The sequence below is a fragment of the Vulcaniibacterium tengchongense genome (assembly GCF_003814555.1).
In the GTDB taxonomy this organism is placed as follows: domain Bacteria; phylum Pseudomonadota; class Gammaproteobacteria; order Xanthomonadales; family Xanthomonadaceae; genus Vulcaniibacterium; species Vulcaniibacterium tengchongense.
On record NZ_RKQN01000002.1, the window covers coordinates 287,468 to 313,439 of the forward strand.

The following is a 25,972-nucleotide window of genomic DNA, read 5'->3' on the forward strand; positions in this document are numbered from 1 at the left end:
TTTTGGGTATCCCCACAAACGTCGACTCGAACCGCCTCGTCTCGGTGGCTTACCCGCACTTGCTGTACCCGCAGTTCAAGCACGTCGCGCAGCCGTCCATGATCACCACCGCCTTGGTGCTGCACTTGTGGCACATGGTGGCGCTGGGCGGGAAGCTGGCGCCTTCGCCGGTGACTTCGACGTCCTCCGTGCGCGGGGCCTCGGCGACCTTCGGTTCGGGGAACAGGTCGCCGGCGGGGGCGCCGCTTACGTCAGTGTTTTTTTTTGAGCGGGCCTCGTAGGCGGCGCGCTTCTCGGCGATGAGGGCGCGCTGCGCCTCGCTCATCTCGGGATCGTGCAGCAGGCCGATCGACTTCAGATGGTCCTCCACGATCGTGCCCAATTCGGCGACCAGCGACGGCATGTACACGCCGCCGGGCTTCCAGTAGCCGCCCTTCGGGTCGAACACGGCCTTCATCTCGTCCACCAGGAAGGTGACGTCACCGCCCTTGCGGAACACCGCGGACATGATGCGGGTGAGCGCGACGATCCACTGGAAGTGGTCCATGTTCTTCGAGTTGATGAAGATCTCGAAGGGACGGCGCAGCTCGTGTTCGGTGCCAGCGTTGAGCACGATGTCGTTGATGGTGACGTACAGCGCGTGTTCGAACAGCGGCGACTTGATCTTGTAGGTGGAGCCGACCAGCACGTCGGGGCGCTCGATGCGCTCGTGCATCTGGATGACGTCGGCCGTGGGCAGCGGTTCGGCCGCGGGCACGGCGGCGGGCGCGCTCCTGGCGGCCTCCTTCGCCTTGTCTTCCGGGGTGACGACGCTGTAGCCCTTGATTTTCTTCTCGATCTTGACGGCCATCGGCCTTGCTCCTGGTGCCGGCCCGCGCCGGCGTGTCGTTCTGGGTAGTGCGGAATGCGGCGGGTGCGTGCCGCGCCCTCTCCCGCCGCGCGGGAGAGGGACGGGCATGACGCTTACCTGCGCGCGGCCTTCTTCGCCGGCGCCTTGCGGACCGCGGCCTCCTTCGCCGCCTTGGCGGCCGGGGCCTTCTTCGCGGTCCGCGCGGCGGCCTGCTTCGTGGCCTTCTTGGCGGCGATCTTCTTGGCCGGGGTCTTCTTCGCGGCCTTCTTCACCGGCGACTTGGCCGCGGTCTTCCTGGCGGCGGCCTTTCTCGCGGCGGTCGTCGGCGCCGCCTTCCTGGCGGCCGTCTTGCCTGCGGCCTTCTTGGCCGGCTTCTTCTTCGCCCGCAGCTCGGCGGCGTCCTTCTTCGCCTTGGCCGAGGCGTTGGCGAGCTTCTTCCTGGCGCCGCCGACGGCCTTCTTCACGGTCTTGCGCGCCTTGGTCGCGGTGGTCTTCACCGCCTCGACGGCACTTTCGGCGCGCTCGACCACCACGCTGCCGAAGGTGCTGGCGGTGTCTCGTACGGTCTCGACGGCGTGCGACAGGGTCGCCGTCACTCCGTTGCCATTGCTCATGTGCCCTCCTGAACGGGCGTCAGGTTGCGGTGACAGGTTGCGGTAATCGGGGTTGCGCGAGCGATGCTATACCTGTGGCGCGTGCGCGGCGGCTGAATGCGCGCCACGCCCGGGGCCGGAAAAGCGAATCGCGGAAACGGCCCGGGTTCCGCGCGGAGGCGGTGCGGCCGCCTCCCTCCGCTGGCGCTCCCGACGCCGTGGGTTCCCGCTTCGCGGGAACGCCGGCGGCGGGAGCCTCAGAACTTGCCGTAGTAGCCTTCCTTCAGCGCATCGAACAGGTTGGCGGCGGTGTGCAGCTCGCCGTCGTATTCGATCTGCTCGTTGCCCTTGACCTCGACCACGCTGCCGTCCTCCAGCTCGAAGCGGTAGGTGGTGTTCTCCAGGTCGGCCTCCTTCACCAGCACGCCCTGGAACGCGGCGGGGTTGAAGCGGAAGGTGGTGCAGCCCTTCAGGCCCTGCTGGTAGGCGTAGCGGTAGATGTCCTTGAAGTCCTCGTACGGGTAGTCGGTCGGGACGTTCGCGGTCTTGGAGATCGAGCTGTCCACCCACTTCTGCGCCGCGGCCTGCACGTCGACGTGCTCCTTCGGCGTGATGTCGTCGGCGGCGATGAAGTAGTCCGGCAGCCGGGCCTCCGGATCGTCGGAGAACGGCATCGCCTTCGGGTTGACCAGCTCGCGGTAGGCCAGCAGCTCGTAGCTGTAGACGTCCACCTTCTCCTTGGTCTTCTTGCCCTCGCGGATCACGTTGCGGCTGTAGTGGTGCGCGAACGAGGGCTCGATGCCGTTGGAGGCGTTGTTGGCCAGCGACAGCGAGATCGTGCCGGTCGGCGCGATCGAGCTGTGGTGGGTGAAGCGCGCGCCGGTTTCGGCCAGTTCCTCCACCAGCTCCGGCGCCACCGTGGCCACGCGCTGCATGTAGCGGCTGTACTTGGCGTGCAGCACCTTGCCTGGGATTTCCTGGCCGATCTTCCAGCCGTCCTTCGCCATCTCCGGGCGCTTGCGCAGCATCTCGGCGGTGACGGTGAAGCGCTCCTCCATGATCGGCGCCGGGCCCTTCTCCTTCGCCAGCGCCAGGCCCATCTCCCAGCCGGCCACGGCCATCTCGCGGGCGATGCGCTCGGTGAACTCGCACGACTCCTTGGAGCCGTACTTCATCTTCAGCATGGTCACGGCGCTGCCCAGGCCGAGGAAGCCCATGCCGTGGCGGCGCTTGCGCAGGATCTCCTGGCGCTGCTGCTCCAGCGGCAGGCCGTTCACCTCGACCACGTTGTCGAGCATGCGGGTGAACACGCGCACGACTTCCTTGTACTCCTCCCAGTCGAAGGAGGCCTCGTCGGTGAACGGCTTGCGCACGAACTTGGTCAGGTTGACCGAGCCCAGCAGGCAGGCGCCGTAGGGCGGCAGCGGCTGCTCGCCGCAGGGGTTGGTGGCGCGGATGTTCTCGCACCACCAGTTGTTGTTCATCTCGTTGACGCGGTCGATCAGGATGAAGCCCGGCTCGGCGTAGTCGTACGTCGAGACCATGATCATGTCCCACAGGTGCCGGGCCTTGATGTGGCCGTAGACCTTGCAGGCGACCAGGCCGTCGTCGCGGACGATGTAGTTGCGGTGGGTCGGCCACTCGCGCCAGACCACCTGCCCGGGGTCGTCGAGGTCCAGGTCGCCCTGCTCCTTGACGTGCACCGGGAACACCAGCGGCCAGTCGGCGTTGGCCTCCACCGCCTGCATGAAGCCGTCGGTGATCAGCAGCGACAGATTGAACTGGCGCAGGCGGCCGTCCTCGCGCTTGGCGCGGATGAAGTCCTTCACGTCCGGGTGGCTGACGTCGAACGTGCCCATCTGCGCGCCGCGGCGGCCGCCGGCGGAGGACACGGTGAAGCACATCTTGTCGTAGATGTCCATGAAGGACATCGGGCCCGACGTGTACGCGCCGGCGCCGGCGACGAAGGCGCCGCGCGGGCGCAGGGTGCTGAACTCGTAGCCGATGCCGCAGCCGGCCTTCAGGGTCAGGCCGGCCTCGTGGACCTTCTCCAGGATGCCGTCCATCGAGTCCTCGATGGTGCCGGAGACGGTGCAGTTGATGGTCGAGGTCGCCGGCTTGTGCTCGAGCGCGCCGGCGTTGGAGGTGATGCGGCCGGCCGGGATCGCGCCGCGGCGCAGCGCCCACAGGAACCGCTCGTACCAGTACTGCCGCTTCTCGCCGTTCGGCTCGGCCTCGGCCAGGGCGCGGGCCACGCGCTGGTAGGTGCCGTCGATGTCGGCGTCGATCGCCTCGCCGGTCTTGGTCTTGAGCCGGTACTTCTTGTCCCAGATGTCCAGGGACGCCGGTTGCAGCGGAATCTCGCGTTCGGCCGCGGCCGGCTTGACCGCCTCGAGGCGCACTGTGCTCATGCCTGACTTTCTCCTCGTTCTGGCGCCGGGCGGACCCGGCGCCGGGTTTCTTATGGTGTGTCCCGCTCCGCGCGCGGCCGGAGGCCGGCGACGGCGACGCCCGCGGGTGCGTCCAGTGCGCCCGCGTCGCAATGCGTTGTGTCTGCTCCTCCGCCCATCCCGCTCCCGCTTTCGCCGCGCGCGTACAGCGTCCAGCAACTTCGGCCGGGGGCCTGCATTTGGGCTCCCGTCGCCAAGACGACCACAAGATGTTGTGGCGAGGCAGGGCTCACGCTACTCCGGCCTCCCGCTTTAGTCAACGCCGTCGGGGCGCTTCGCGCATCTTCGGCGAACGTGCGCGAAGCCGGCGAGGAACGGCGAGCGGGCGCGAGGACGCGCGCGACATCGCCGCGGCGCGGCGCGGCACCGCGCGTGCGCCCGTGGACGCGCGAACTTCATTGCCGGTTTAGCGCGCATCTCCGACACTGCCCCGCGCCGTTCAGCCTTGTATAGGCTTGAACCGCGGCGCGGCCACCACGATGTCCGGCACCGCCGCGTCCTCTCCTCACCTACCGACAACGCGTCCAGCCCGTCCATGCGGACCTCGACCAAGACCCTGCTCGCCCTCACCGCGGCCGCCGCCTTCGGCGGCTTCGCCGCCACCGCGATCCGCGACGGCCTGGAGACGCCGGCGCGGGCCGCGCCGTCGCTGCCAGCGGCGACGCCGACCGTGGCCGCGCTGCCCGCCGCGGTCGGGACCACGCCGCTGCCGTCGCTGGCGCCGATGCTGGAGCGGGTCACCCCGGCGGTGGTCAGCGTGCACACCAAGCAGCGGGTCCGGGTCAGCCCGTTCGGCGACGACCCGATCTTCCGCCGCATGTTCCCCGAGCTGACCCAGGAGCGGATCAACCAGTCGCTCGGCTCGGGCGTGATCGTCGACGCGCGCCACGGCTACGTGCTGACCAACCACCACGTGATCGAGGGCGCCGACGAGGTGTCGGTGACGCTGGCCGACGGCCGCACGCTCGCCGCCGAGTTCGTCGGCTCCGACCCAGACACCGACGTGGCGCTGATGCGCATCCCGGCGCAGAACCTGAGCGCGCTGCCGCTGGCCGACTCGGACCGGCTGCGGGTCGGCGACTTCGTGGTCGCGGTCGGCAACCCGTTCGGCATCGGCCAGACGGTGACCTCGGGCATCGTCTCGGCGGTCGGCCGCAGCGGCCTGCCGGGGCTGGGCTTCCAGAACTTCATCCAGACCGACGCCTCGATCAACCCGGGCAATTCCGGCGGCGCGCTGGTCAACCTCGACGGCGAGCTGGTCGGCATCAACACCGCCAGCTTCAACCCGCGCGGCAGCATGGCCGGCAACATCGGCCTGGGCTTCGCCATCCCGACCAACCTGGCGCGCAACATCATGAACCAGCTGATCGCCAACAACGGCGTGGTGATCCGCGGCACCCTCGGGCTGGAGTCGCAGGACGTGACCCCGCAGCTGGCGCGCGGCCTGGGCCTGGACGAGGCGCGCGGCGCGCTGGTCACGCAGGTGTTCGCCGGCGGCGCCGCGGCGGCGGCCGGGCTGCAGCCGGGCGACGTGATCCTGGCCGCGAACGGCCAGCGCATCGACGGCCGCGACAGCTTGCGCAACTTCGAGGGCCTGCAGCCGGTCGGCAGCCGGGTGACGCTCGACGTGCGCCGCGACGGCAAGCCGCTGCAGCTGGCCACGACCCTGCGCGAGCAGCCGCGCAGCCTGGCCGGGTTGCAGCTGGACCCGCGCCTGGCCGGCGCGACCTTCGCCGAGCTGCCCGAGCGCCTGCGCCGCGCCGGCCTGGCCGGCGTGCTGGTGGAGTCGGTGGAGCGCGGCAGCCGCGCCGCGCAGAACGGCCTGCGCAAGGACGACATCGTGATCGCCGCCAACGTCGGCCAGTTCGAGGACCTGGCCGGTTTCCGCGCGAGCTTCACGCGCGCGCCGGCACAGTTGATCCTGCGCATCGTGCGCGGCAACCGCCCGTACGACATCCTGGTGCAGTGACGCCCCCGTCCGCAGAGAGGAGTTCCCCCATGTCCCCCACCTCGACCGATGCGATGAAGAACAGCCTCAGCGAGGCCGGCAGCCACCTCAAGCAGGCCGCCGCCGACACCGGCGACACGCTGCGCAACGCCGCCGCCGCGGCCGGCGAGGAGCTCAAGCTCGGCAAGGCCCAGGTCAAGGCCGACCTGGCCGACGGCGCGCTCGCCGGCATCGACGCCGCCGAGCAGGCCGGCAGCGCCGCGCGCGAGCAGGTCGACGTGCTGCTGGACAAGGGCCGCGACCTGCTCGACAGCGCCGCGGAGCTGATCCGCGAGCGCCCGCTGGCGTCGTTCGGCGTCGCCTTCGCCGCCGGCTGGCTGATCGCCAAGCTCTCCCGCAACGGCGGCGACAGGTAAGCGGGCGCCGTGCGCCAGACCCGCGCCGACGCCGACGCCGAAGCGCCCGGCGCCGATGCCGCGCGCGACGAGGCGGCCTCCGCGCGCGCGGCGTCGCCGGCGGACCTGCTGGAGGCGCTGCGCGAGATCCGCGCCACCGGCCATGCCAGCCTCGGCGCCGCGATCGACGCCGGCAAGGCCTTGCGCTACCTGCTCGCCGCCGACCTCGCCCTGGCGCGCAGCGCCGCCGGGCGCGGGCTGGCGTTCGCCGGGCTCGCCGTCGCCGCCGGCGGTTCGGCCTGGCTGCTGCTGATGGCGGCGCTGGTCGCGCTGCTGTCCCGGGTCGGCCTGTCCTGGCTGAGCGCGATGCTGATCGCCGCCGGCCTGAGCCTGGTCGCCACCGCATTGGCCGGCTGGCGCGCGCTGCGCTACTTCGAATACACCCGGCTGCAGGCCACCCGCCGCCAACTGGCGCGGCTGGGCCTGGGCGAACTGGCCGACTTCATGCCGCCCCCGGACGCGCCGCAACCCGGCCGGGAGGCCGCCGAGGCGCTGCGCGAGGCCGCGCGCAAGGCGCCGCCGAAGGACCCGACCGGCGGCGACATCGTGCCGCCGTGAGCCGCCCCGCACCGAGCCGCCCATGAGCCGCAGCCGCTTCGACCTGCTGATCCACAAGGTGCAGCGCGCCGAACAGGCGCTGGAGGCGCACGAGCGCCGCGCCGCCGCCGACCTGCGCCAGCTGCGCGGCTCCTGGCGGGAGCTGTGGACGCCGGGGCGGATCGTGCTGGTGGGCCTGGCCGCGGGCTTCCTCGCCGGACGCGCCGAACCCGCGCGCCTGGCCCGGCGCGGCGGCGGCGCGATCCAGAGCGCGCTGCACCTGGCCTCGATGTTGTCCGGCCTGTTCGCCGGGCACAGCGCCCAGGCCGCCGCCGGCGAGGCCGAGCAGGCCGCCGCCAGCGCGCAGGAAGTGGCGGAGACCGCCGGCACCGGCAACGAGGCGGGCGCATCCGCCGCGCGTGCGCCAGAATCGGCGGCCACTGCCGCGCCGCGCACCGTCGCGGACCCCGACAGCGACGCCCTCGCGCACGGCGAAGCCGCGCAGCGGGCCGCCCGCGCCGCCACCGCCGACACCGCCGCACCGTGACCCCCGACCCCGCCCCACCCCGATCCGATTCCGGCGACGACGGCAGCGAACCCGCGCAACAGCCCGCGCCGCGGCCGCGCGCCTCGGCGGCGGCGCTGACCCTGGCGACGCTCGCGGTCGGCTTCGCCCTGTGGGCGGCGCAGGACCTGATCCTGCCGGTGCTGCTGGCGATGTTCTTCGCCCTGGTCGGCAACCCGATCCTGCGCGGGCTGCAGCGGCTGCGGCTGCCGCGCATGCTCGGCGCGGCGCTGCTGATCGCCGGTGGCCTGGCCGGCGCGGTGGCGCTGGGCAACCAGCTGATCGAACCAGCCGGGGAATGGGTGCGCCAGGTGCCGCGCGAGATGCGGCAGCTGGCGCCGAAGCTGCGCGCCATGACCAAGCCGATGCAGGACGCCGCCGGCGCGGCGCAGAACATCGCCCGCGTCGCCGGCGGCGAGACCCGCACGGTGCAGGTGGTGCGCACCGAGGCCAACGATCCCTACCGCTCGCTCACCGCCACGCCGCGCCGGCTCGCGTCGGTCCTGGCGGTGGTGCTGCTGACGTTCTTCTTCATGGTCTACGGGCAGTCCCTGCAGCGCAACGCGATCGCGTTGCTGCCCACGCGCCAGCAGCAGAAGCTCACCGTCGACATCCTGCAGTCGATCGAGCGCGAGATCTCGCGCTACGTGCTGACCATCAGCCTGATCAACCTCGGCGTCGGCCTGGCCCTGACCGGCGCGCTGTACGCGCTCGACGTGCCGCTGCAGGAGGCGCTGCTGTGGGGGACGATGGCGGCGATCCTCAACTTCGCGCCCTACGTCGGCCCGCTGATCGGCATCGTCATCATGCTGCTGATGGGCTTCGTCGCCTTCGACGCGCTGTGGCCCTCGCTGCTGCCGGCCGGCATCTACCTGCTGCTGCACACGGTGGAGAGCCAGCTGATCACGCCGATCGTGCTCGGCCGGCGCATGCGCCTGTCGCCGCTGGTGCTGATCCTGGCGCTGATGCTGTTCGGCTGGCTGTGGGGGATCATCGGCCTGCTGCTGGCGGTGCCGCTGCTGGTGTGCGTGAAGCTGGTGCTGGCGCGGATCTCGGGCCTGGAGGGCTGGGCGCGGCTGCTGGAGTGAGCGCCCCGGCGCGCGCGCCTTCACGCCGCCGCGTTCGCGCATCGGCTACTTGGAAGGCGCGAAGGGGATGCGGCCGGGACATTCCGATGCATGCAACGCTGCGCCAGGTTCGACTCGAAGTTTCCGGCGACCGCATCCGCGCCACGTTCGCCTCGCCCGGCGCGGCGCTGCCCGCGGCGCTGTTCGTGCACGGCTGGAATGGCAACCGCAGGCGCGCGCTGGGCCATCTGCGCGACGCCGCGGCGCTCGGCTGCGCCGGCCTCGCGTTTGACCTGCGCGGCCACGAGGACACCGCCGACCAACACGGCACGGTCAACCGCCAGCAGAACCTCGACGACCTGGTCGCCGCCTACGACTGGCTGGCGGCGCGCGCCGGAGTCGATCCGGCCGCGATCGCGGTGGTCGGCTTCAGCTACGGCGCCTACCTGGCCGCGCTGCTGGCGCAGCGGCGCCCGGTGCGCTGGCTCGCGCTGCGCTCGCCGGCGCTGTACCCGGACGAGGACTGGTGCGCGCCCAAGCGCGCGATCAAGCGCGAGCACGACCTGCGCGCGTTCCGCGAGCGCGCGCTGTCCCCGGCGGAGAACCGCGCCTTGCGCGCCTGCGCCGGCTTCCGCGGCGACGTGCTGCTGGTCGAATCCGAATGCGACGAGGTGCTGCCGCGCCAGGTCGCGCGCAACTACCTCGCCGCCTTCGCCGCGGCGCGCTCGCTGACCGCGCGCGTCCTGGCCGGCGCCGATCACGAGCTGGGCACGCCTCGCCACCGCCGCGCCTACGCCGAACTGCTGGCGCGCTGGCTCGACGAACGCCTGCGCGAGGTGCGCCTGGGCGGACTGCGGCGGACGCGCCCGTCCTCCGGACAGCACAGCGGCTCGATCGTGTAGACCCCGGGTACGGGTGGCGAAGAAGCTGTAGCGGCCGTCGCAATGGCCGACCTGCCAGCCGACGGCGTTGGGCCTCGTCGCAGAACGTCACTCCGTGCGGCCGGCACCCGCCAGGGCGAGGCCGGCGGCCAACGTGCCGAGCAGCACGATCGCGAACAGCGCCGGTTCGCGAATGCGGGGCGCGTCCATTGCCTTGCCTCCTGCTTGCGGGCCACGAACGGGCGCAGCGCGCTGCGCCGCGGTCCGGCGGCCTCCGGTGCGCCAGGGCCGGGTGGCGATCCACGCCGCACCCGGAGGCGATCCGCCGGGCCGCGGAGATGGCGCCCGGCCGCGCGCAGCGGCACGGGCGTCCGCTTCTTACACCCGGGTCCGTCCGGCTGCCGCGAACCCGTGCACGGAACGTCCCGCGCCCGTCGGCCGGGGGCCCGGGCACGGCAGGCTAAAATGCCGCCATGCGTTTTCCCGTGCGCGCGATCACCCTCGACCTCGACGACACCCTGTGGCCGTTCGCGCCGATCGGCGCGCGCGTGGAGCGGGTGCTGCACGAATGGCTGCTGCGGCACTGCCCGAACACCGCCCGGTGCTTCCCGGTCGAGGCGATGCGCGAGCTGCGCCAGCGCCTGCACCTGGAGCGCCCCGACCTGGCCCACGACCTCAGCGAACTGCGCCGCCTGACCCTGGTGCGGGCGATGGAGCTGGCCGGCGACGACCCGGCGCTGGCCGACGTCGCGTTCGAGGCGTTCCACGTCGAGCGCAACCGCGTGGAGTTCTATCCCGACGCGCTGCCGGCGCTGCAGCGGCTCGCCGCGCGCGTGCCGCTGGCGGCGGTGAGCAACGGCAACGCCGATCTGGCGCGGATCGGCATCGACCGCCACTTCGCGTTCCAGCTCGGCGCGCGCGAGCACGGCGCCGCCAAGCCGGCCGCGAGCATCTTCCACGCCGCCTGCGCGCAGCTGGCGCTGGCGCCGCACGAAGTGCTGCACGTCGGCGATCACGTCGAGATGGACGTGCTCGGCGCGCACCGCGCCGGCCTGCGCTGCTGCTGGCTCAACCGCGACGGCCAGGCCTGGCCGCACGCGCAGCCGCGCCCCGACCTCGAGTTCACCACCCTCGCCGAACTGGCCGACTGGCTGGATGCGGCGCACACCACTCCGGACACCGTCGCCGCATGAACCTGCCCGCCTGTTTCGCCGAATCCGCCGCCGGCGCCCTGCCGCTGCACGTCGTCGCCCGCGACGGCCTCGATGCCTGGCGCGCCGCGCTGCCGCCGGCCGCGGCCGCCTGGGCGCAGGCGCAGGGCTTCGACGCCGCGCCGGCGACGGCGCTGGCGCTGCCCGGGGCCGACGGCCAGCTCGCCGGCGCGGCGATCGGCGTGGCCGACCCGCTGGACCCGGCCGCCTACGGCCACGCGCCGTTCGCGCTGCCCGCGCGCGCGTTCGCGCTCGCCACGCCGCTGCCGGACGAGGCGCGCGCCGCGCTGCAGCTCGGCTGGGGCCTGGGCAGCTACCGCTTCGAGCGCTACCGCAAGCCGCTGCGCGCGCCGGCGCAGCTGCACCTGCCGGCGTTCGACGAGGACGCCGCCGCACAGCTGGCCGCGTGCCTGCGCGTGCGCGACCTGGTCAACACGCCGACCGAGGACATGGGCCCGGACCAGCTCGAGCAGGTGGTGCGCGAGATCGGCGAGCGCCACCGCGCGCAGGTCGAGGTGATCGCCGGCGACGCGCTGCTGGCGCAGAACTTCCCCGCGATCCATGCGGTCGGCCGCGCCAGCCATCGCGCGCCGCGGCTGATCGCGCTGCGCTGGGGCGAGGCGGCGCACCCGCACGTCGCCCTGGTCGGCAAGGGCGTGTGCTTCGACACCGGCGGCCTCGACCTCAAGCCGGCCGACGGCATGCGCAACATGAAGAAGGACATGGGCGGCGCCGCGCACGCGATCGCCCTGGCCGAGCTGGTGATGGCGCGCAGGCTCCCGCTGCGGATCACCCTGCTGGTGCCGGCGGTGGAGAACGCGGTCGGCCCCGATGCGTTCCGCCCCGGCGAGGTGGTCGCCACCCGCGCCGGCGTCAGCGTCGAGATCGACAACACCGACGCGGAAGGACGGGTGATCCTGTGCGATGCGCTGGCCTACGCCGCCGAGCACCGGCCGGAGCTGGTGCTCGACTTCGCCACGCTGACCGGCGCGGCGCGGATCGCGCTCGGCCCCGACCTGCCGGCGCTGTACAGCAACGACGACGAGCTCGCCGCGCAATGGCTCGACGCCGGCACCCGCCTGCGCGATCCGCTGTGGCGGATGCCGCTGTGGCGCCCGTACCTGCGCTATCTGTCGAGCACGATCGCCGACATCGCCAACGGCGGTCCGTCGCGGATGGCCGGCTCGATCACCGCGGCGATCTACCTGGAGCGCTTCGTCCCCGCCGGGCAGAAGTGGGCGCACCTGGACGTCTATGCCTGGAACGACAACGACCGTCCCGGCCGCCCCGCCGGCGGCGAGGCGCAGGGCCTGCGCGCCGCCTACGCGATGCTGGCCGGGCGCTACTGCGGCTGAGCCGTCGTTTCCGGCTCATCCATCCCGCTCTTCCATCTCGTTCGGCCCGTGTAGCGCGGGTACGAGGGTATGGCTTCGCAACGCGGGGACGCCGGCGATGCGCATGGTTCAGCGCACGCCGCGCGCGGGCAGCGCCAGCGGCGGCAGGCCGAGGATCCAGTCGCGCAGGGTGAGCAGCCAGCAGTCCTGCTCGCGGCTGTCGGGATAGACCAGGTGGAACGGCTCGGCCTGCAGCTCCGGGCCGAACGGCCGCACCAGCGAGCCGGCGCGCAGTTCCTCGGCGACCAGCGCCAGGCTCATCAGCGCCACGCCCTGCCCGGCCAGCGCCGCGGAAATGGTGTGGGTCTCGTCGGAGAACACCGGACCGACGCCCGCGTCCAGGCCCGGCACGCGCGCCTGCGACTGCCACATCGCCCAGTCGACCGGCGCGCTGCGCGCGCCCGGCGGGGCGAAGTGCAGCAGCGTGTGGCGCGGCAACTCGCGCCGGTCGCGCAACCGCAGCATCGGGCTGCACACCGGCGCGAACAGGTTGTCGAACAGCTTGTGCGCGACCAGGCCCGGCCAGCGCCCGCTGCCGTAGCGGATCGCCACGTCGGCTTCGACGCCGTCCAGCGTGACCGGCTCGTGCGAGACGTGGATGCGCAGGTCCAGGCCGGCGCAGGCCTCGCGCAGCTGCGGCAGGCGCGGCACCAGCCAGCGCGAGGCCACCGCCGGCGTCGTGCTCAGGGTGAGGCTGCGCCGCTGCGGCGCGCGCACGCGCTCGACGGCGCCGGCGATGGTCGCGAAGGCCTCGCCCAGCGCGCGCTGCAGGTCCTGCCCGGGCGCGGTCAGCACCAGCTGCCGCGGCCGGCGCACGAACAGCGCCAGGCCGAGCTCGTCCTCCAGCTGGCGCAGCTGGTGGCTGATCGCCGCCGGGGTCACCGACAGCTCCGCGGCGGCGCGCTTGGCGCTGCCCAGGCGCGCGGCGGACTCGAACGCGCGCAGCGCCGACAGGGAGGGCAGACGGCGGCTCATGGATGAATTTTCCTAACTCGTCCTCGAAGAAAAGATCGTTTGTCAGCCTCGTCTGCCGGACCTAGCGTAGGCGGCGATCGGGCCCGACGCATGAACGATCCTAACCTACGAGGTGACACGATGATCCGCCTGCTGCATCTGGACGCCAGCGCCCGCCCCGGCCGCCACGGCGTCGACCCGCACGGCTCGCACACGCGCGCCCTGAGCCAGCGCTTCGTCGCCCGCTGGCGCGCGGCGCGGCCGCAGGACCCGGTCCGCTACCGCGACCTGGGCGCGGCCCCGCCGCGGCCGGTCGACCACGACTGGATCCGCGCCGAGTTCACCCGCCGCGACCGGCGCGAGCCGTGGATGGCGCAGCGCCTGGCCGAGAGCGACGTGCTGGTCGACGAGGTGATCGAAAGCGACCTGCTGGTGATCGGCGCGCCGCTGTACAACTTCGGCATGCCGGTGCCGCTGAAGGCGTGGGTCGACGGCATCGTGCGGATCGGCCGCACCGTGGTGTTCGATCCCTCGCGCGGCGACGATCCGTACATCCCGCTGCTGACCGACAAGCCGCGTCGGGTGGTGGTGCTGTCCTCGCGCGGCGGCCACGGCATGGACGAGGGCGGGCCGCTGGCGCACATGAACCACCTCGAGCCGCACCTGCGCACCGCGCTGGGCTTCATCGGCATCCGCGACGTCCGCGGCGTGGCGGTGGAGAACGAGGAATTCGGCGGCGAGCGCCTGGCGGCCTCGGTCGCGCAGGCGCAGGCACGGGTCGACGCGCTGGTCGACGCGATGCTGGCCGAGACCGCCGCCGCGCAGGCGCCGCGCGCCCTGCAGCCGGCCTGAGCCCGCGCACGTCCCGTCGTCCGCGGCCCCGATGCCTCGAGGCCGCGCCTGCGCGGCGGCCGCCCCGTGCGTCCGCCGCGCGCGCATGCGGAGCGCATCGCCCGCGCCAGGCGCGCGCCGGTCCGGAGAGCGGAGCGCCGGCGCGTCGTCGCGCGACCGGCCATGAGCGCCGACGACCGGCCCGCCTGCAGCGTCCGCGCACCCGCGACCCGTTCGCCGCGACCACCGCGGTCTCGCCGGACGTTCCGCGGGTCCGGCCTCGCGGCGCGCGGCCGGGCCCGGCCGCGCGCGTCGCGCCCGCTTCCCACCCCCTTGGATGACGCCACTGCGCGGATCGCATAGGCTTCGCGTTCCGCCGGCGCGGACCGTCGGCGAAGAAGTGACTTCCGGCCCTGCCTTTCCGCCCGCCGGCGGTCACACTCCCCTCTTTCGCATCGTCTGGACCGTCGATGAACAACTCCGCCGACCTGCTCAGGGAACTGCGCATCGACCGCAGCGCGCCGCCGCCGCCGTCGCGGCGCGGACTGTGGATCGCGCTGGCGGCGGTGGCCGCCGCGCTGGTGCTGGGCGGCATCGGCTGGGCGCTGTTCGGCCGCGAACCGGCGCCGGAAGTGCGCACCGCCACCGCGGTCGCGCTCGGCGGCGGCGGCGAGGCCGCCTCGGTGCTGGACGCCAGCGGCTACGTGGTCGCGCGGCGCATGGCCACGGTTTCGGCCAAGATCACCGGCAAGGTGCGCGAGGTGCTGATCGAGGAAGGCCAGCGCGTCGAGGAAGGCCAGGTGATGGCGACGCTCGATCCGATCGACGCCAACGCCGAGCGCGAACTGGCCGCCGCGCAGCTGGGCTCCGCGCGCAGCCAGGTGGAGAGCGTGCGCGCGCGCCTGGCCCAGGCCGAGGCGGAGGCCCGCCGCCTGTCCACCCTGGTCGCGCAGCAGCTGGTGTCGAAGTCGCAGTACGACGAAGCGGTGGCCGCGCGCGACTCGCTGCGCGCCGAGTTGCTGACCGCGCAGCGCAACGCCCGGGTGGCCGGCGACCGCCTGCGCATCGCCGACATCGGCGTGGACAACACCGTGGTGCGCGCGCCGTTCGCCGGCGTGGTCACCGCCAAGGCGGCGCAGCCCGGAGAGATCGTCTCGCCGCTGGCCACCGGCGGTTTCACCCGCACCGGCATCGGCACCATCGTCGACATGGATTCGCTCGAGGTCGAGGTCGAGGTCGGCGAAGCCTTCATCGGCCGGGTCAAGCCGAAGATGCCGGTCGAGGCCACGCTCAACGCCTATCCGGACTGGAAGATCCCGGCCGAGGTGATCGCGATCATTCCCGCCGCCGACCGCGGCAAGGCCACGGTCAAGGTGCGCGTGGCGCTGAAGCAGAAGGACCCGCGCATCGTCCCCGACATGGGCGTGAACGTGCGCTTCCTCGAGGCCGCGCCGGCGCGCGAGGCGCAGGCCGGGCCGCGCGGGGTGCGGGTGCCGGCGGCGGCGATCGCCCAGCGCGACGGCGCCGAGGTCGCGTTCGTGGTCGCCGGCGGCGAGGACGCGCGGGTCGAACGGCGCGCGCTGAAGCTCGGCCGCACCCTCGGCAGCGACCGCGAGGTGCTGTCCGGCCTCGCCAGCGGCGACACCGTGGTGCTGGACCCGCCGCCGGCCCTGCGGGACGGCGACCGGGTCAGGATCGCGGCGGCCGAGTAACGCCGCCGGCGCGCCGCGGCGTGTCGAAAACCGGCCGCGCGGTTCGTCGTCTGCAGGAGGCCTGGCGGACGCGGTTCCGCCGGGCGCACAGGCAGCAGGCGGGGCGACGTCCCCCGCACGGGTTTCCCAGGGCCGGGGACGTCGCCCGGCCGTTCACGAGGCAACCGCGATGGCATTGGTTTCGCTCCGCAATCTGCACAAGACCTATCAGCGCGGCCCGGAGAAGGTCGACGTGCTGCACGGCATCGACCTGGACATCGAGCCGGGCGATTTCGTCGCCCTGATGGGGCCCTCCGGCTCGGGCAAGAGCACCCTGCTCAACCTGATCGGCGGCCTGGATACGCCGACCTCGGGCGAGATCGAGGTCGGCGGCCAGCGCATCGACCGCATGAGCGCCGGCCAGCTGTCGCAGTGGCGCAGCCAGCACGTCGGCTTCGTGTTCCAGTTCTACAACCTGATGCCGACCCTGACCGCGCAGAAGAACGTCGAGCTGCCGCTGCTGCTGACCCACCTGGGCGCGGCCCAGCGCAAGCGCAACGCCGAGATCGCGCTGACCCTGGTCGGCCTGGGCGAGCGCCTGAAGCACAAGCCCAACGAGCTGTCCGGCGGCCAGCAGCAGCGCGTGGCGATCGCGCGCGCGATCGTCTCCGACCCGACCCTGCTGATCTGCGACGAGCCCACCGGCGACCTCGACCGCCAGTCGGCCGAGGAGATCCTGCGCCTGCTGCAGACGCTCAACCGCGAGCACGGCAAGACCATCGTGATGGTGACCCACGACCCGAAGGCGGCCGAGTACGCGAGCCACACGCTGCATCTGGACAAGGGCACCCTGGTCGAACAGGCGCAGCGCGCGGCGTGACCGACGGGCAGGCCTTCTCCCGCGCGGGAGAGGGCCGGGACGGGCCGCCGCCGGCGACGCGCCGATCGCGCGGTTCCCTCCCTTCCGCCCTTCCCGCAAGCGGGAAGGGACACAAGACACGGAGGCAGCATGAAGTATCTCCACCTGATCTGGGCAGAGTTGTTCCGGCGCAAGACGCGCACGGTGCTGACCCTGCTGTCGATCCTGGCCGCGTTCCTGCTGTTCGGCCTGCTCAACGGCGTGCGCGAGAGCTTCGCCCAGGCCGGCAAGAGCGCCGCCGGCGCCTCGCGCCTGCAGACCGGCTCGCGGCTGTCGTTCATCGAGACCCTGCCGCTGTCGCTGCACCAGCGCATCCAGCGGGTCGACGGCGTGGACGCGGCGACCTACGCCAACTGGTTCGGCGGCGCCTACCAGGATCCGCGCAACCAGATCTTCAGCTTCGCGGTGGCGCCGAACTACCTGGACCTGTACCCGGAGATCGAGGTGAGCGCGGCGCAGCGCGAGGCCTTCGCCAACACCCGCACCGGCATCCTGGTCGGCGAGGTGCTGATGAAGCGCTTCGGCTGGAAGGTCGGGCAGAAGATCCCGCTGCAGTCGACCATCTTCCCCAACCGCGACGGCAGCAAGAACTGGAGCTTCGACATCGTCGGCACGCTGCGCTCGAAGGACAAGGCCAGCGGCGGCTGGTACGACAGCCTGGTGCTGATGCAGTGGAAGTACTTCGACGAGTCCACGCCGTACAACCGCGGCGAGGTCGGCTGGTACGTCACCCGGGTGAAGGACCCTGCCCAGGCCGACCGCGTGGCCAAGGCGATCGACGCGCTGTCGGCCAACTCCGCGCACGAGACCAAGACCCAGACCGAGCAGGCCGCGTTCGCCTCGTGGATGAAGCAGACCGCGGACATCGGCCTGATCGTCGGCTCGATCATGGGCGCGGTGTTCTTCACCTTGCTGCTGCTCACCGGCAACACCATGGCGCAGGCGGTGCGCGAACGCGTTCCCGAGCTGGCGATCCTGAAGACGCTGGGCTTCAGCAACGGCAGCGTGCTCGGCCTGGTGCTGGCCGAGTCGGTGCTGCTGGTGCTGCTCGGCGGCGTGCTCGGGCTGGGCCTGGCCGCCGTGCTCGGGCCGATCATCAACGTCGGCAGCGGCGGCGTGATCAACATGCCGCCGGTGGGCCCGAGCAGCTGGCTGCTGGGCCTGGCGCTGATGATCGGCATCGGCCTGCTGGTCGGCGCGCTGCCGGCGCTGCGGGCGATGCGCCTGAACATCGTCGACGCGCTGTCGGGCCGCTAACGGAGAACCGCGATGAAAAAGATCAGATCCTTCTTCGGCGGCCTCGGCCTGTTCCTGGTGGTGGCGATCGGCCTGGCCGGGTGGCTGGCGCTGCCCTGGTACGTGCTGCTCGGGCTGGCGCTGCTGTTCGCGCTGTGGATGCTGCTGACCCGCCGCGGCCGCCAGGCCGGTTCGGTGACCCAGGTCGGCGTGAGCACGATCGGCCAGCGCCTGGGCGCCTCCTCGGTGATCGTGATCGGCATCGCCGGCGTGGTCGCGGTGCTGACCGCGATGCTGGCGATGGCCGAGGGCTATCGCGAGACCCTGCGCAAGAGCGGCAGCGAGGACACCGCGATCGTGATGCGCGGCGCGTCCGCGGCGGAGGTGATGTCCACCCTCGACCACGACAGCGTCAACGCGATCTCGCAGACCGCGGGCATCGCCCGCGACGCGCAGGGCCGGCCGATCGCCTCGGCCGAGCTGGTGGTCGCCGCCAACCTGCCGCTGCGCGACGGCGGCCCGGACGAGGACGGCAGCGTGCAGCTGCGCGGCGTCGGCGAGCAGGCCTGGGCGGTGCGCCCGAACGTGCAGCTCGTCGAAGGCCGCCGGTTCGACAGCGGCAAGCGCGAGGTGGTGGTCGGCGCGAACGCGCAGCGCCAGTTCCGCGGGCTGGAGGTGGGCAAGCAGATCCGCCTCGGCAGCGAGCTGTGGACGGTGGTCGGCGTGTTCCGCTCCGGCGACGCGATGGAGTCGGAGCTGTGGGGCGACGCCGACGTGGTCGCCACCACCTACCGCCGCGGCAGCACCCGCACCTCGGTCACCGCCAGGCTTGAGAACGCCGCCGCGTTCAAGGGCTTCAAGGCCGCGCTCGCCGCCGACCCGCGCCTGGACGTGGACGCCAGCACCACGCTGGAGTACTTCAGCAAGCAGTCCGAGCAGATGACCAACATCATCCGCATCATCGGCATCGTGGTCGGCGCGATCATGGCCATCGGCGCGGTGTTCGGCGCGCTCAACACCATGTTCGCCACGGTCGCCAACCGCGCGCGCGAGATCGCGACCCTGCGCGCGATCGGCTTCCGCTCGCTGCCGGTGGTGGTGGCGGTGATGCTGGAGACGATGCTGCTGGCGCTGGTCGGCGGGCTGATCGGCGGCCTCGTCGCCTGGGCCATCTTCAACGGCTACACCGCCTCGACCATCGCCGGCGGCGTGGGCCAGCTGACCTTCGAGTTCAAGGTCTCGCCGGCGGTGCTGTGGACCGGGCTGAAGTGGGCGCTGGCGATCGGCTTCGTCGGCGGCCTGTTCCCGGCGCTGCGCGCGGCGCGGCTGCCGGTGACCGAAGCGCTGCGCGCGGCGTAGCGCGTGCGCCGCTCCGCGCGCCGGAGCGGGCCCTGGCGTGGCGTGGCGAGGCGCGGACTGCGCCTCGTCGGCGCGGGCGGTCGCGCGGCCCCAGTCGTTCCCGCATCGGCAGCGGGACGATCCCCGCGCAGCACCCGGGCTTCCCGCCCGCGCCAGGGTGCAGGCCCCGCGGCAACGGCGGCATCGCCCAACGCGGCGATGCCCTCGCCCGCTCGCGTCGCGCAGGGAGGTCGGCAGAGCGCGCGCCGCCAGCGCGTGCGTTTCGCCGCAGCGCGAGGCTAGCGCGCGTGCGCCTCGATCTTGCCGCGCAGCCACTGCAGTCCGGCCAGGTGCTGCTGGTCGTGGCTGCACAGGTAGTGGACCAGCGCGCGCAGGGTCACCGGGCCGTAGTCCTCGAACTCGGCGGTGCGCGCGAGCTGGCGCGCGTCGAGCGCGGCCAGCAGCGCCACGGTCCCGGCGCGCGCGGCGCGGAAGCGCGCCAGCACCTCGGCGGCGTCGGCCTCGGCGTAGCAGCGTTCGGCGGGCAAGGTCTCGCTGATGCCGGGCAGGAACGGCCGCTCCTCCTCGAGCACGCGGCGGAAGCGGCGCTGGTAGCCGTCGATCTCGACGTCGCGCACGTGGCACAGCTGCTCGATCGGCGTGAACGGCTCGCTCGGCACGCCCGCCCAGCTCGGCGGCGCCCAGTTCGCGTAGCCGGCGGGGATCGCCGCGTAGTGCGCCTCGAGCCGGCGCGGGAATTCGGCCAGGGCGGCGAGCGTGGCGGGGTCCAGGCTCATCGCGGTCTCCTCTCGGTTGCGGATCGCAGCGGGACGCGCGGCGCGCCCGGCGCCGCGCGGACGTCAGGTGGCCGGCACCACCGGCCGCCGCGAACGCCACAGGCCCTCGCCGGCGAACACCGCCAGGCCGGCCCAGATGCAGGCGAAGCCGAACGCGCGGGTGGCGTCGAACGGCTCGCGGAAGAACAGCACGCCGAGCAGGAACTGCAGGGTCGGGGCGATGTACTGCATCAGCCCCACCACCGACAGCGGCACGCGCCGCACCGCGTAGGCGAAGCCGATCAGCGGCAGCGCGGTGAGCGCACCGCCGAGCACCAGCAGCAGGTCGAGCCGCCAGCCCCAGCCGCCGAGGAAACCGCCCATGCCGTGCGATTCGCCCCACAGCATCAGCGCCAATGCCGGCAGGAACAGGTACACGCTCTCGGCACCGAGGCCGGCGACCGCATCCACCGCGACCAGCTTGCGCACCAGCCCGTACAGGCCGAACGACAGCGCCAGCGCCAGCGCGATCCACGGCGGCTGGCCGTAGCGCAGGGCCAGCCAGGCGACGCCGGCCGTGGCCAGCCCCACCGCCGCCCATTGCGTGCGGTTCAGGCGCTCGTGCAGGAAGGCCACGCCGAGCACCACGTTGAGCAGCGGGTTGATGAAGTAGCCCAGGCTGGTCTCGACCACGTGCCCGGCGTTCACCGCCCAGATGTACAGCCCCCAGTTGAACGCGATCAGCAGCCCGCTCAGCGCCAGCATCCCCGCCGCGCGCGGCCGCGCCAGGATCGCGCGCAGCCAGCCGCGGCCCTGCTTCCACAGCAGCCAGGCGCCGACCATCAACGCGCCCCAGACGATGCGGTGGGCGACGATCTGCAGCGACGGCACCGCCTTGAGCAGGTGCCAGAACAGCGGCATCAGCCCCCACAGCACGAACGCGGCGGCGGCGACGAGCAGGCCGCTGCGGCGCTCGGCGGCAGCGGCCGCGCTCATGCGCGGCCCTCCCCGGCGTCGCTCGCCGCGACCGGCTTCGGCGCGCGCGACTTCGCCAGGGTGATGATGACCACGCCGGCCAGGATCACCGCCATCGCGCCCAGGTCGTGCGCGGTGAAGCGCTCGCCGGCGATCAGCGCGCCGAACAGCACCGCGATCGGCGGGTTGACGTAGGCGTAGCTGGTCGCCAGCGCCGGGCGCACGTGGTGCAGCAGCCAGATGTAGGCGGTGAAGCCGAAGATGGAGCCTGCGACGATCAGGTACAGCAGCGCCGCGGTGGCGCTCGCGCCCGGCAGCGCGGTCATGCGCTCGCCGTGCAGCAGCGCCGCGACCAGCATCCACACGCTGCCGGTCATCATCTGCCCGGCCGCGGCCATGAACGGCTCCGGCAGGTCCTGGTCGCGGCTCCAGATCGAGCCCCAGGCCCAGGCGATCGGCGCCACGATCAGGCAGACCAGGCCGAGCGTCGAGGAGGCCAGCTCGCCGCCGGCGTTGAGCCAGATCACGCCGAGGAAGCCGATCACCAGGCCGACCCATTCGATCTTCGACGGGTGGCGCCCGCGCAGCATCGCGAACACGCCGGCGAACAACGGCATCGACGCCACCGCGATCGCCGCCAGGCCGGAGCTCACCTCGGTCTCGGCCAGGTTCACCAGGCCGTTGGACAACACCACCATCCAGATCGACAGCACCCACAGCGTCTTCCACTGTTTTCGCGTCGGCGCGGGCGCGCCGCGCCAGCGCAGCACCGCGTACATCAGCGCACCGGCCACGGCCATGCGCAGCGCGCCGAGCAGGAACGGCGGGTAGCCCTCCAGCGCGTAGCGGATGCCAAGATAGGTCGAGCCCCACAGGACGTAGACCGAGGCCAGGGCGAAGGCGACGGCGAGGCCGCTCGGGGCGGCCCGGGCGGCGGACGAAGCGGCGATGCTCATGCGGATTCCAGGCGTAGGGGAGGAGCGGAACAGCGCGCGGCCGGACGCCGACGGCGCCGGCGCGCGCCCGGCGCATGCGATGCCTCGGGCGCGCCGCCGGCGCGGAAACGTTCGGATCGCCCACAGGGTAGCGGGCCGGGCGGAAACGCGATTGATAAATCATGCGGTCCAACGCAAAAATCTTGCATGGCCGGCCCGCCTCCCGTTCTCGACGAATTCGACCACCGCCTGCTGGAGCGGCTGCAGCGCGACGCCGGCGCCACCCTGGGCGAGCTCGGCGAGGCGGTGGGCCTGTCGGCGAGCGCGGTGCAGCGGCGCCTGACCCGCTACCGCAGGAGCGGCCTGCTGCGGCAGATCGCGGTGCTCGACCCGGCGCAGCTGCCGCACGTCACCCTGGCCACGGTGCTGGTGGCGATGGAGCGCGAGACCGCCAAGCTGCACGCCGCGTTCCAGGCGCGCATGCGCGCCGCGCCGGAAGTGCAGCAGTGCTACACCCTGGCCGGCGAGTGGGACTACCTGGTGATCCTGACCACCTGCGGCGTCGCCCACTGCCGCGAGGTCGCCGACCGGCTCTTCATGGACGAGGGCAACATCAAGCGCTACGAGACGCGGATGGTGTTCGACGTGGTCAAGGCCGGCCTGCAGCTGCCGACGCGGACGGCGCAGAAACGGCGCCGGTGAGCGCGGCTGCCCCCGCCCGCTGGCCGCACGCGCGCTACGCCGCGCGCTCGCTCTCCAGCACCCGCTGCTTCAGCGGCAGGCCCCAGCGGTAGCCGCCGAGCGAACCGTCGCCGCGGACCACGCGGTGGCAGGGCACCACGATCGCCACCCGGTTGGCCGCGCAGGCCCGCGCCACCGCGCGCGTCGCCTGCGGGCGGCCGATCTCGCGCGCGATCTCGGCGTAGCTGCGGGTCTGCCCGCGCGGGATCCTCATCAATGCATCCCAGACCTTCTTCTGGAACGCGGTGCCGATCAGGTCGACCGGCACCTGCGCGCGCTTGCCGGCCAGCGCCTCGGCCACCGCGCGCAGGCGCGGGGCGAGGTAGTCGTCGCGGCCGGCGTCGACCCGCTCCAGCGTCGCCCGCGGGAACTCCGCGCGCAGCTTCGCTTCCAGCGCGGCGGCGTCGCCGCCCAGTTCGATCGCGCAGATGCCGCGTTCCGTGGTCGCGACCAGCGCGGTGCCGAGCGCAGTGTCGACCAGGCTCCAGCGGATCCGCTCGCCGGCGCCGCCGGCACGGTAGCGCGCCGGGGTCATGCCCAGCCGCGCGGCGCCGTCCTCGTACACCCGCGACGGCGAGCCGTAGCCGGCCTCGTACAGGGCGGCGCTGACGTCGCGGCCTTCGCGCAGCGCGCCCTTGAGCGCGCCGAGCTTGCGCTGGGCCAAGTATTCGGCCGGGCTCAGGCCGTAGCGGGCGCGGAACCGGCGCTGCAGGTGCGAGGCGCTCAGCCCCACCTGCACCGCCAGTTCCAGCAGGGTCGGCTCGCCTTCGTCGAGCAGGCGGCGGGCGCGCTCGAGCTTGTCCTGCAGCGGCCCGGCGCGGCGGGAGGAAAGGACGGCGGGTTCGGCGTTCGCGTTCATGAGTCCCAGCCTACGGCGGCGGTGGTGGCCGGGCTATCCGATCCTTGCGCCCGGCCAGGCGCGCGTCACGCGCGCCGCGCCGCGCCGTTCACAGGGGCATCGGCACGTTGACCGGCGGGCCTATCGGGTCGCGCACGAAGAACCGGCGCACGCCCCAGGGCTCGCCCGCCGGCCCGTACTCCGGCCCGAAGCCCGGCCCGCGCGACCGGGCCCGCGCCGCGTCCAGGTCGTCGACCTCGACCGGCAGCCGCGGCACCGGCGCGCCGGAGCCGCCTTGCGACGCCACGCCGACCTGCACCGCCAGGCGCTCGTCCGAACCGCAGGCGACGAGCCCGCCGTGGCCCATCGGCACGTCCAGGCCCAGGCCGTCGACGCAGAAGTGGTGGACCGCGCCGGCACCGGCTGAGGCTGACGACGATGCGCTCGACCTTCACGCGCGCGGCGGCGGCGCCGGGCGGGCGCGCCCGGCGCCGGGGTTCAGTCGGCCCAGTGGCCGCGCACGGTCGCGGTCGGCAGCACCTGCGCGGACAGCTGCCGGTCGGCGTTCAGCAGCCGCACCGCGTCGGCGAGGATCGCCGCCGACTCGCGCAGCAGCGGGTCCGGCCGCTTCTCGGCCAGCTTCTCGCGCTCGGCGTCCTTGACCACGTCGCGCTCGCTCGCGGCCAGGCCGTCGTCGATGTCCTCGGCGAGCGGATCCAGGTCCAGGCCCAGCGCCTTGCGCTCGGCCTGGCGCTGCTTGCGCTTGGTCTCCTCGCGCTCGCGCTGCGCGCGGCGCTCGGCCTCGTTGAGGCTGACCCACTTCTTCGCGCGCTCCTCGCGGAACTGCGCCACGTCCTCGGACCACCACTGGAATTCCTTGTCCTGGGCGATGCGCTCGGTGTGCCGCGCCTCCAGCTTCGGCAGCAGCGGCGCGAAGTTGCCGTAGCGGGTGTGCGGCACCGCCGAGATGCGGGTCCACGGCAGCGCGTTATCGTAGGTGCTCTCGCCGTACTCGCTGGCGTCAACCGTGACCGGGAACGCGATGTCCGGCACCACGCCCTTGTTCTGGGTGGAGCTGCCGCTGACGCGGAAGAACTGGGCGATGGTCAGCTTGACCTGGCCGAAGCGCGCCTCCTCGTTGGCCGGCCAGCGGTCCAGGTCGACCAGGTTCTGCACCGTGCCCTTGCCGAAGGTGGTCTCGCCGATCACCAGGCCGCGGCCGTAGTCCTGGATCGCGCCGGCGAAGATCTCCGACGCCGAGGCCGAGCCGCGGTTGATCAGCACCGCGAGCGGGCCTTCCCAGGCGATGCCGGTGTCGGTGTCGCTTTCGACGCTGACGCGGCCGCCGGATTCGCGCACCTGCACCACCGGTCCCTTGTCGATGAACAGCCCGGTCAGCTCGATCGCCTCGCTGAGCGAACCGCCGCCGTTGTTGCGCAGGTCCAGCACCACGCCGTCCACCTTGTCCGCCTTCAGCTGCGCGAGCAGCTTGGCGACGTCGCGGGTGGCCGAGGCGTAGTCGCTGGCGTTGCGGCGCCGGCCTTCGAAGTCCTGGTAGAAGCCGGGCAGCTCGATCACGCCGATGCGCATCTCCGGCTCGCCGTCCCGGCCCGGGATGGTCAGCACCTTGGACTTGGCCGCCTGTTCCTCCAGGCGCACCTTGTCGCGCACCAGCACGATGCGCTTGGGCTCGCTGTCCTGGCCGGCCTCGGCCGGCACGATGTCCAGCCGCACCTTGGTGCCCTTGGTCCCGCGGATCTTCGCGACCACGTCGTCGATGCGCCAGCCGATCACGTCCTCCATCGGCCCGCTCTCGCCCTGGCCGACGCCGACGATGCGGTCGCCCGGCTTGAGCCGGCCGTCGCGTGCGGCGGGGCCGCCGACCAGAATCTCGCGGATCACCACCACGTCGTCCTGCTTCTGCAGCTGCGCGCCGATGCCCTCCAGCGACAGCGACATCGACTGGTTGAAGTTCTCGGCGGTGCGCGGGGTGAAGTAGTCGGTGTGCGGGTCGATCGAGTTGGCGTAGCTGTTGAGGAAGGTCTGGAACACGTCCTCGCCCTTCAGCTCGGCGATCGACTTGCCCATGTTGGTGTAGCGCTTGTCGAGCGTCTTGCGGATCTCCTCCGGCTTCTTGCCGGCCAGCTTCAGGCGCAGCCAGTCGTTGCGCACCGACTGCTTCCACAGCTCGTCCAGCGCGGCCTGGTCGGCGGCCCACGGCGCGTCCTCGCGGTCGTACTCGTAGCGGTCCCCGCCGTCGAAGCGGAAGATGTCCTGCTTGAGCAGGCCGCGCGCGTACGCGACGCGCTCGTCGACGCGCTGCTTGTAGGTGGCGAAGATCGCGTACGCCGGCGCCAGTTCGCCGCTCTTGATCGCGTCGTCGAGCTTGAGCTTGTAGGCGTCGAACCGGGCGATGTCCTGCGCGGTGAAGAACTGCTTGCCGCCGTCGAGCGCCTCCAGGTAGCGCTTGTAGATGTCGGCCGAGAGCGCGTCGTCGAGCGCGCGCGGCCGGTACGCGTAGCGGCTGTCCGAGAGCAGGCCGTAGACCAGCTTGGCGGCGGTGGTCTGGTCGGCGGTGGCGGTGCGCGGCAGCGCCTCGACCGACTTGATCAGGCTCGGCTTGCCCGAATCGGGCACCTCGAGCAGCTGCGAGGTCTTGGCGTCGTCGGCATGGGCGAGCCAGGCCAGCGGCGTGGTCAGCAGGAGGGCGGCGAGCAGCGTGGTCTTGGCTTTCATCGCGATAGGCTTGCGGCCGCGGTCGGCCGGATCGGAACGGGGCGTCGGAGT

The 25,972-nt window shown here is 72.8% G+C and carries 24 protein-coding genes; 14 read left to right on the plus strand and 10 right to left on the minus strand.

Going from position 1 to position 25,972, the window contains the following annotated elements; translation table 11 throughout:
* Positions 1–49 precede the first annotated feature (49 nt).
* The 3 genes from EDC50_RS07715 to EDC50_RS07725 form a co-directional block, all read right to left on the minus strand.
* On the minus strand, positions 50–850 hold the full coding sequence (locus EDC50_RS07715) for a TSCPD domain-containing protein (RefSeq protein ID WP_123769910.1): 801 nt from the start codon (positions 848–850) through the stop codon (positions 50–52).
* Positions 851–963: 113 nt separating this feature from the next.
* Entirely contained in the window at positions 964–1,464 is a 501-nt protein-coding gene (locus tag EDC50_RS07720) for a hypothetical protein (RefSeq protein WP_123769911.1), read from the minus strand.
* Between the two features lie 236 nt (positions 1,465–1,700).
* Positions 1,701–3,854, minus strand: coding sequence for an adenosylcobalamin-dependent ribonucleoside-diphosphate reductase (locus tag EDC50_RS07725; RefSeq protein WP_123769912.1), 2,154 nt, complete (start codon positions 3,852–3,854; stop codon positions 1,701–1,703).
* A 574-nt stretch (positions 3,855–4,428) separates the two neighbouring features.
* Here EDC50_RS07725 and EDC50_RS07730 point away from each other — a divergent pair.
* From EDC50_RS07730 to EDC50_RS07765, 8 genes are all read left to right on the plus strand, one after another.
* A complete protein-coding gene (locus EDC50_RS07730; protein WP_123769913.1) occupies positions 4,429–5,862 on the plus strand; it encodes a Do family serine endopeptidase in 1,434 nt (477 codons plus the stop codon).
* A 29-nt stretch (positions 5,863–5,891) separates the two neighbouring features.
* A complete protein-coding gene (locus EDC50_RS07735; protein WP_123769914.1) occupies positions 5,892–6,257 on the plus strand; it encodes a hypothetical protein in 366 nt (121 codons plus the stop codon).
* 9 nt (positions 6,258–6,266) lie between these two features.
* Positions 6,267–6,854: a phage holin family protein gene (locus EDC50_RS07740; RefSeq protein WP_242002971.1), complete on the plus strand. Its 588-nt coding sequence runs from the start codon at positions 6,267–6,269 to the stop codon at positions 6,852–6,854.
* Between the two features lie 22 nt (positions 6,855–6,876).
* Positions 6,877–7,380 carry a hypothetical protein gene (locus tag EDC50_RS07745; protein WP_123769915.1) on the plus strand — a complete coding sequence of 168 codons (504 nt, stop codon included), beginning with the start codon at positions 6,877–6,879 and terminating at the stop codon, positions 7,378–7,380.
* Complete coding sequence (locus tag EDC50_RS07750) at positions 7,377–8,486, plus strand: AI-2E family transporter (RefSeq protein ID WP_123769916.1); 1,110 nt, start codon at positions 7,377–7,379, stop codon at positions 8,484–8,486. Before EDC50_RS07745 ends, EDC50_RS07750 begins: the two co-directional genes overlap by 4 nt.
* An 86-nt stretch (positions 8,487–8,572) precedes the next feature.
* On the plus strand, positions 8,573–9,367 hold the full coding sequence (locus EDC50_RS07755; protein WP_123769917.1) for an alpha/beta hydrolase family protein: 795 nt from the start codon (positions 8,573–8,575) through the stop codon (positions 9,365–9,367).
* A 452-nt stretch (positions 9,368–9,819) separates the two neighbouring features.
* The gene (locus EDC50_RS07760; protein ID WP_123769918.1) at positions 9,820–10,539 is read left to right on the plus strand and encodes an HAD family hydrolase; all 720 of its coding nucleotides are present in this window, start codon (positions 9,820–9,822) and stop codon (positions 10,537–10,539) included.
* Positions 10,536–11,912, plus strand: coding sequence for a leucyl aminopeptidase family protein (locus tag EDC50_RS07765; protein ID WP_123769919.1), 1,377 nt, complete (start codon positions 10,536–10,538; stop codon positions 11,910–11,912). Before EDC50_RS07760 ends, EDC50_RS07765 begins: the two co-directional genes overlap by 4 nt.
* Before the next feature lie 108 nt (positions 11,913–12,020).
* Here EDC50_RS07765 and EDC50_RS07770 read toward each other — a convergent pair whose 3' ends face one another.
* Positions 12,021–12,926, minus strand: a complete 906-nt coding sequence (locus EDC50_RS07770; RefSeq protein WP_123769920.1) for a LysR substrate-binding domain-containing protein — start codon at positions 12,924–12,926, stop codon at positions 12,021–12,023.
* Between the two features lie 90 nt (positions 12,927–13,016).
* On the opposite strand from EDC50_RS07770, the gene EDC50_RS07775 reads away from it, so the two are divergent.
* The 5 genes from EDC50_RS07775 to EDC50_RS07795 all read left to right on the plus strand — a co-directional run bounded on the left by EDC50_RS07775 (position 13,017) and on the right by EDC50_RS07795 (position 18,941).
* Positions 13,017–13,757, plus strand: a complete 741-nt coding sequence (locus EDC50_RS07775) for an FMN-dependent NADH-azoreductase (RefSeq protein WP_242002970.1) — start codon at positions 13,017–13,019, stop codon at positions 13,755–13,757.
* Between the two features lie 449 nt (positions 13,758–14,206).
* Entirely contained in the window at positions 14,207–15,448 is a 1,242-nt protein-coding gene (locus EDC50_RS07780; RefSeq protein ID WP_123769921.1) for an efflux RND transporter periplasmic adaptor subunit, read from the plus strand.
* 169 nt (positions 15,449–15,617) lie between these two features.
* A complete protein-coding gene (locus tag EDC50_RS07785) occupies positions 15,618–16,307 on the plus strand; it encodes an ABC transporter ATP-binding protein (protein ID WP_123769922.1) in 690 nt (229 codons plus the stop codon).
* Between the two features lie 129 nt (positions 16,308–16,436).
* Positions 16,437–17,603, plus strand: coding sequence for an ABC transporter permease (locus tag EDC50_RS07790; RefSeq protein ID WP_123769923.1), 1,167 nt, complete (start codon positions 16,437–16,439; stop codon positions 17,601–17,603).
* A gap of 12 nt (positions 17,604–17,615) precedes the next feature.
* Complete coding sequence (locus tag EDC50_RS07795) at positions 17,616–18,941, plus strand: ABC transporter permease (RefSeq protein ID WP_123769924.1); 1,326 nt, start codon at positions 17,616–17,618, stop codon at positions 18,939–18,941.
* Between the two features lie 278 nt (positions 18,942–19,219).
* Here EDC50_RS07795 and EDC50_RS07800 read toward each other — a convergent pair whose 3' ends face one another.
* From EDC50_RS07800 to yedA, 3 genes are all read right to left on the minus strand, one after another.
* Positions 19,220–19,717, minus strand: coding sequence for a DinB family protein (locus tag EDC50_RS07800; RefSeq protein ID WP_242002969.1), 498 nt, complete (start codon positions 19,715–19,717; stop codon positions 19,220–19,222).
* A 63-nt stretch (positions 19,718–19,780) separates the two neighbouring features.
* The gene (rarD, locus tag EDC50_RS07805; protein WP_123769925.1) at positions 19,781–20,692 is read right to left on the minus strand and encodes an EamA family transporter RarD; all 912 of its coding nucleotides are present in this window, start codon (positions 20,690–20,692) and stop codon (positions 19,781–19,783) included.
* Positions 20,689–21,627: a drug/metabolite exporter YedA gene (yedA, locus tag EDC50_RS07810; RefSeq protein ID WP_123769926.1), complete on the minus strand. Its 939-nt coding sequence runs from the start codon at positions 21,625–21,627 to the stop codon at positions 20,689–20,691. The genes rarD and yedA overlap by 4 nt, the downstream gene beginning before the upstream one ends.
* 186 nt (positions 21,628–21,813) lie before the next feature.
* Here yedA and EDC50_RS07815 point away from each other — a divergent pair, with 186 nt between their 5' ends.
* Positions 21,814–22,308 carry an Lrp/AsnC family transcriptional regulator gene (locus EDC50_RS07815; protein WP_123769927.1) on the plus strand — a complete coding sequence of 165 codons (495 nt, stop codon included), beginning with the start codon at positions 21,814–21,816 and terminating at the stop codon, positions 22,306–22,308.
* A 34-nt stretch (positions 22,309–22,342) separates the two neighbouring features.
* Here EDC50_RS07815 and EDC50_RS07820 read toward each other — a convergent pair whose 3' ends face one another.
* The 3 genes from EDC50_RS07820 to EDC50_RS07830 all read right to left on the minus strand — a co-directional run bounded on the left by EDC50_RS07820 (position 22,343) and on the right by EDC50_RS07830 (position 25,921).
* Positions 22,343–23,206 (minus strand): methylated-DNA--[protein]-cysteine S-methyltransferase, encoded by an 864-nt coding sequence (locus EDC50_RS07820; protein WP_123769928.1) that lies wholly within the window; start codon positions 23,204–23,206, stop codon positions 22,343–22,345.
* 88 nt (positions 23,207–23,294) lie between these two features.
* The gene (locus EDC50_RS07825; protein WP_199742064.1) at positions 23,295–23,552 is read right to left on the minus strand and encodes a VOC family protein; all 258 of its coding nucleotides are present in this window, start codon (positions 23,550–23,552) and stop codon (positions 23,295–23,297) included.
* Between the two features lie 131 nt (positions 23,553–23,683).
* Positions 23,684–25,921 carry a carboxy terminal-processing peptidase gene (locus tag EDC50_RS07830; RefSeq protein ID WP_123769929.1) on the minus strand — a complete coding sequence of 746 codons (2,238 nt, stop codon included), beginning with the start codon at positions 25,919–25,921 and terminating at the stop codon, positions 23,684–23,686.
* Between the last annotated feature and the right edge of the window lie 51 nt (positions 25,922–25,972).

Coding starts and splice junctions, on each gene's coding strand:
- EDC50_RS07825 (WP_199742064.1), bottom strand. CDS start 23,552: ATGGGCCACGGCGGGCTCGTCGCCTGCGGTTCGGACGAGCGCCTGGCG.
- EDC50_RS07760 (WP_123769918.1), top strand. CDS start 9,820: ATGCGTTTTCCCGTGCGCGCGATCACCCTCGACCTCGACGACACCCTG.
- EDC50_RS07725 (WP_123769912.1), bottom strand. CDS start 3,854: ATGAGCACAGTGCGCCTCGAGGCGGTCAAGCCGGCCGCGGCCGAACGC.
- EDC50_RS07790 (WP_123769923.1), top strand. CDS start 16,437: ATGAAGTATCTCCACCTGATCTGGGCAGAGTTGTTCCGGCGCAAGACG.
- EDC50_RS07830 (WP_123769929.1), bottom strand. CDS start 25,921: ATGAAAGCCAAGACCACGCTGCTCGCCGCCCTCCTGCTGACCACGCCG.
- EDC50_RS07785 (WP_123769922.1), top strand. CDS start 15,618: ATGGCATTGGTTTCGCTCCGCAATCTGCACAAGACCTATCAGCGCGGC.
- EDC50_RS07755 (WP_123769917.1), top strand. CDS start 8,573: ATGCATGCAACGCTGCGCCAGGTTCGACTCGAAGTTTCCGGCGACCGC.
- EDC50_RS07720 (WP_123769911.1), bottom strand. CDS start 1,464: ATGAGCAATGGCAACGGAGTGACGGCGACCCTGTCGCACGCCGTCGAG.
- EDC50_RS07745 (WP_123769915.1), top strand. CDS start 6,877: ATGAGCCGCAGCCGCTTCGACCTGCTGATCCACAAGGTGCAGCGCGCC.
- EDC50_RS07800 (WP_242002969.1), bottom strand. CDS start 19,717: ATGAGCCTGGACCCCGCCACGCTCGCCGCCCTGGCCGAATTCCCGCGC.
- EDC50_RS07715 (WP_123769910.1), bottom strand. CDS start 850: ATGGCCGTCAAGATCGAGAAGAAAATCAAGGGCTACAGCGTCGTCACC.
- EDC50_RS07775 (WP_242002970.1), top strand. CDS start 13,017: ATGAACGATCCTAACCTACGAGGTGACACGATGATCCGCCTGCTGCAT.
- EDC50_RS07815 (WP_123769927.1), top strand. CDS start 21,814: ATGGCCGGCCCGCCTCCCGTTCTCGACGAATTCGACCACCGCCTGCTG.
- yedA (WP_123769926.1), bottom strand. CDS start 21,627: ATGAGCATCGCCGCTTCGTCCGCCGCCCGGGCCGCCCCGAGCGGCCTC.
- rarD (WP_123769925.1), bottom strand. CDS start 20,692: ATGAGCGCGGCCGCTGCCGCCGAGCGCCGCAGCGGCCTGCTCGTCGCC.
- EDC50_RS07820 (WP_123769928.1), bottom strand. CDS start 23,206: ATGAACGCGAACGCCGAACCCGCCGTCCTTTCCTCCCGCCGCGCCGGG.
- EDC50_RS07780 (WP_123769921.1), top strand. CDS start 14,207: ATGAACAACTCCGCCGACCTGCTCAGGGAACTGCGCATCGACCGCAGC.
- EDC50_RS07730 (WP_123769913.1), top strand. CDS start 4,429: ATGCGGACCTCGACCAAGACCCTGCTCGCCCTCACCGCGGCCGCCGCC.
- EDC50_RS07795 (WP_123769924.1), top strand. CDS start 17,616: ATGAAAAAGATCAGATCCTTCTTCGGCGGCCTCGGCCTGTTCCTGGTG.
- EDC50_RS07770 (WP_123769920.1), bottom strand. CDS start 12,926: ATGAGCCGCCGTCTGCCCTCCCTGTCGGCGCTGCGCGCGTTCGAGTCC.
- EDC50_RS07735 (WP_123769914.1), top strand. CDS start 5,892: ATGTCCCCCACCTCGACCGATGCGATGAAGAACAGCCTCAGCGAGGCC.
- EDC50_RS07765 (WP_123769919.1), top strand. CDS start 10,536: ATGAACCTGCCCGCCTGTTTCGCCGAATCCGCCGCCGGCGCCCTGCCG.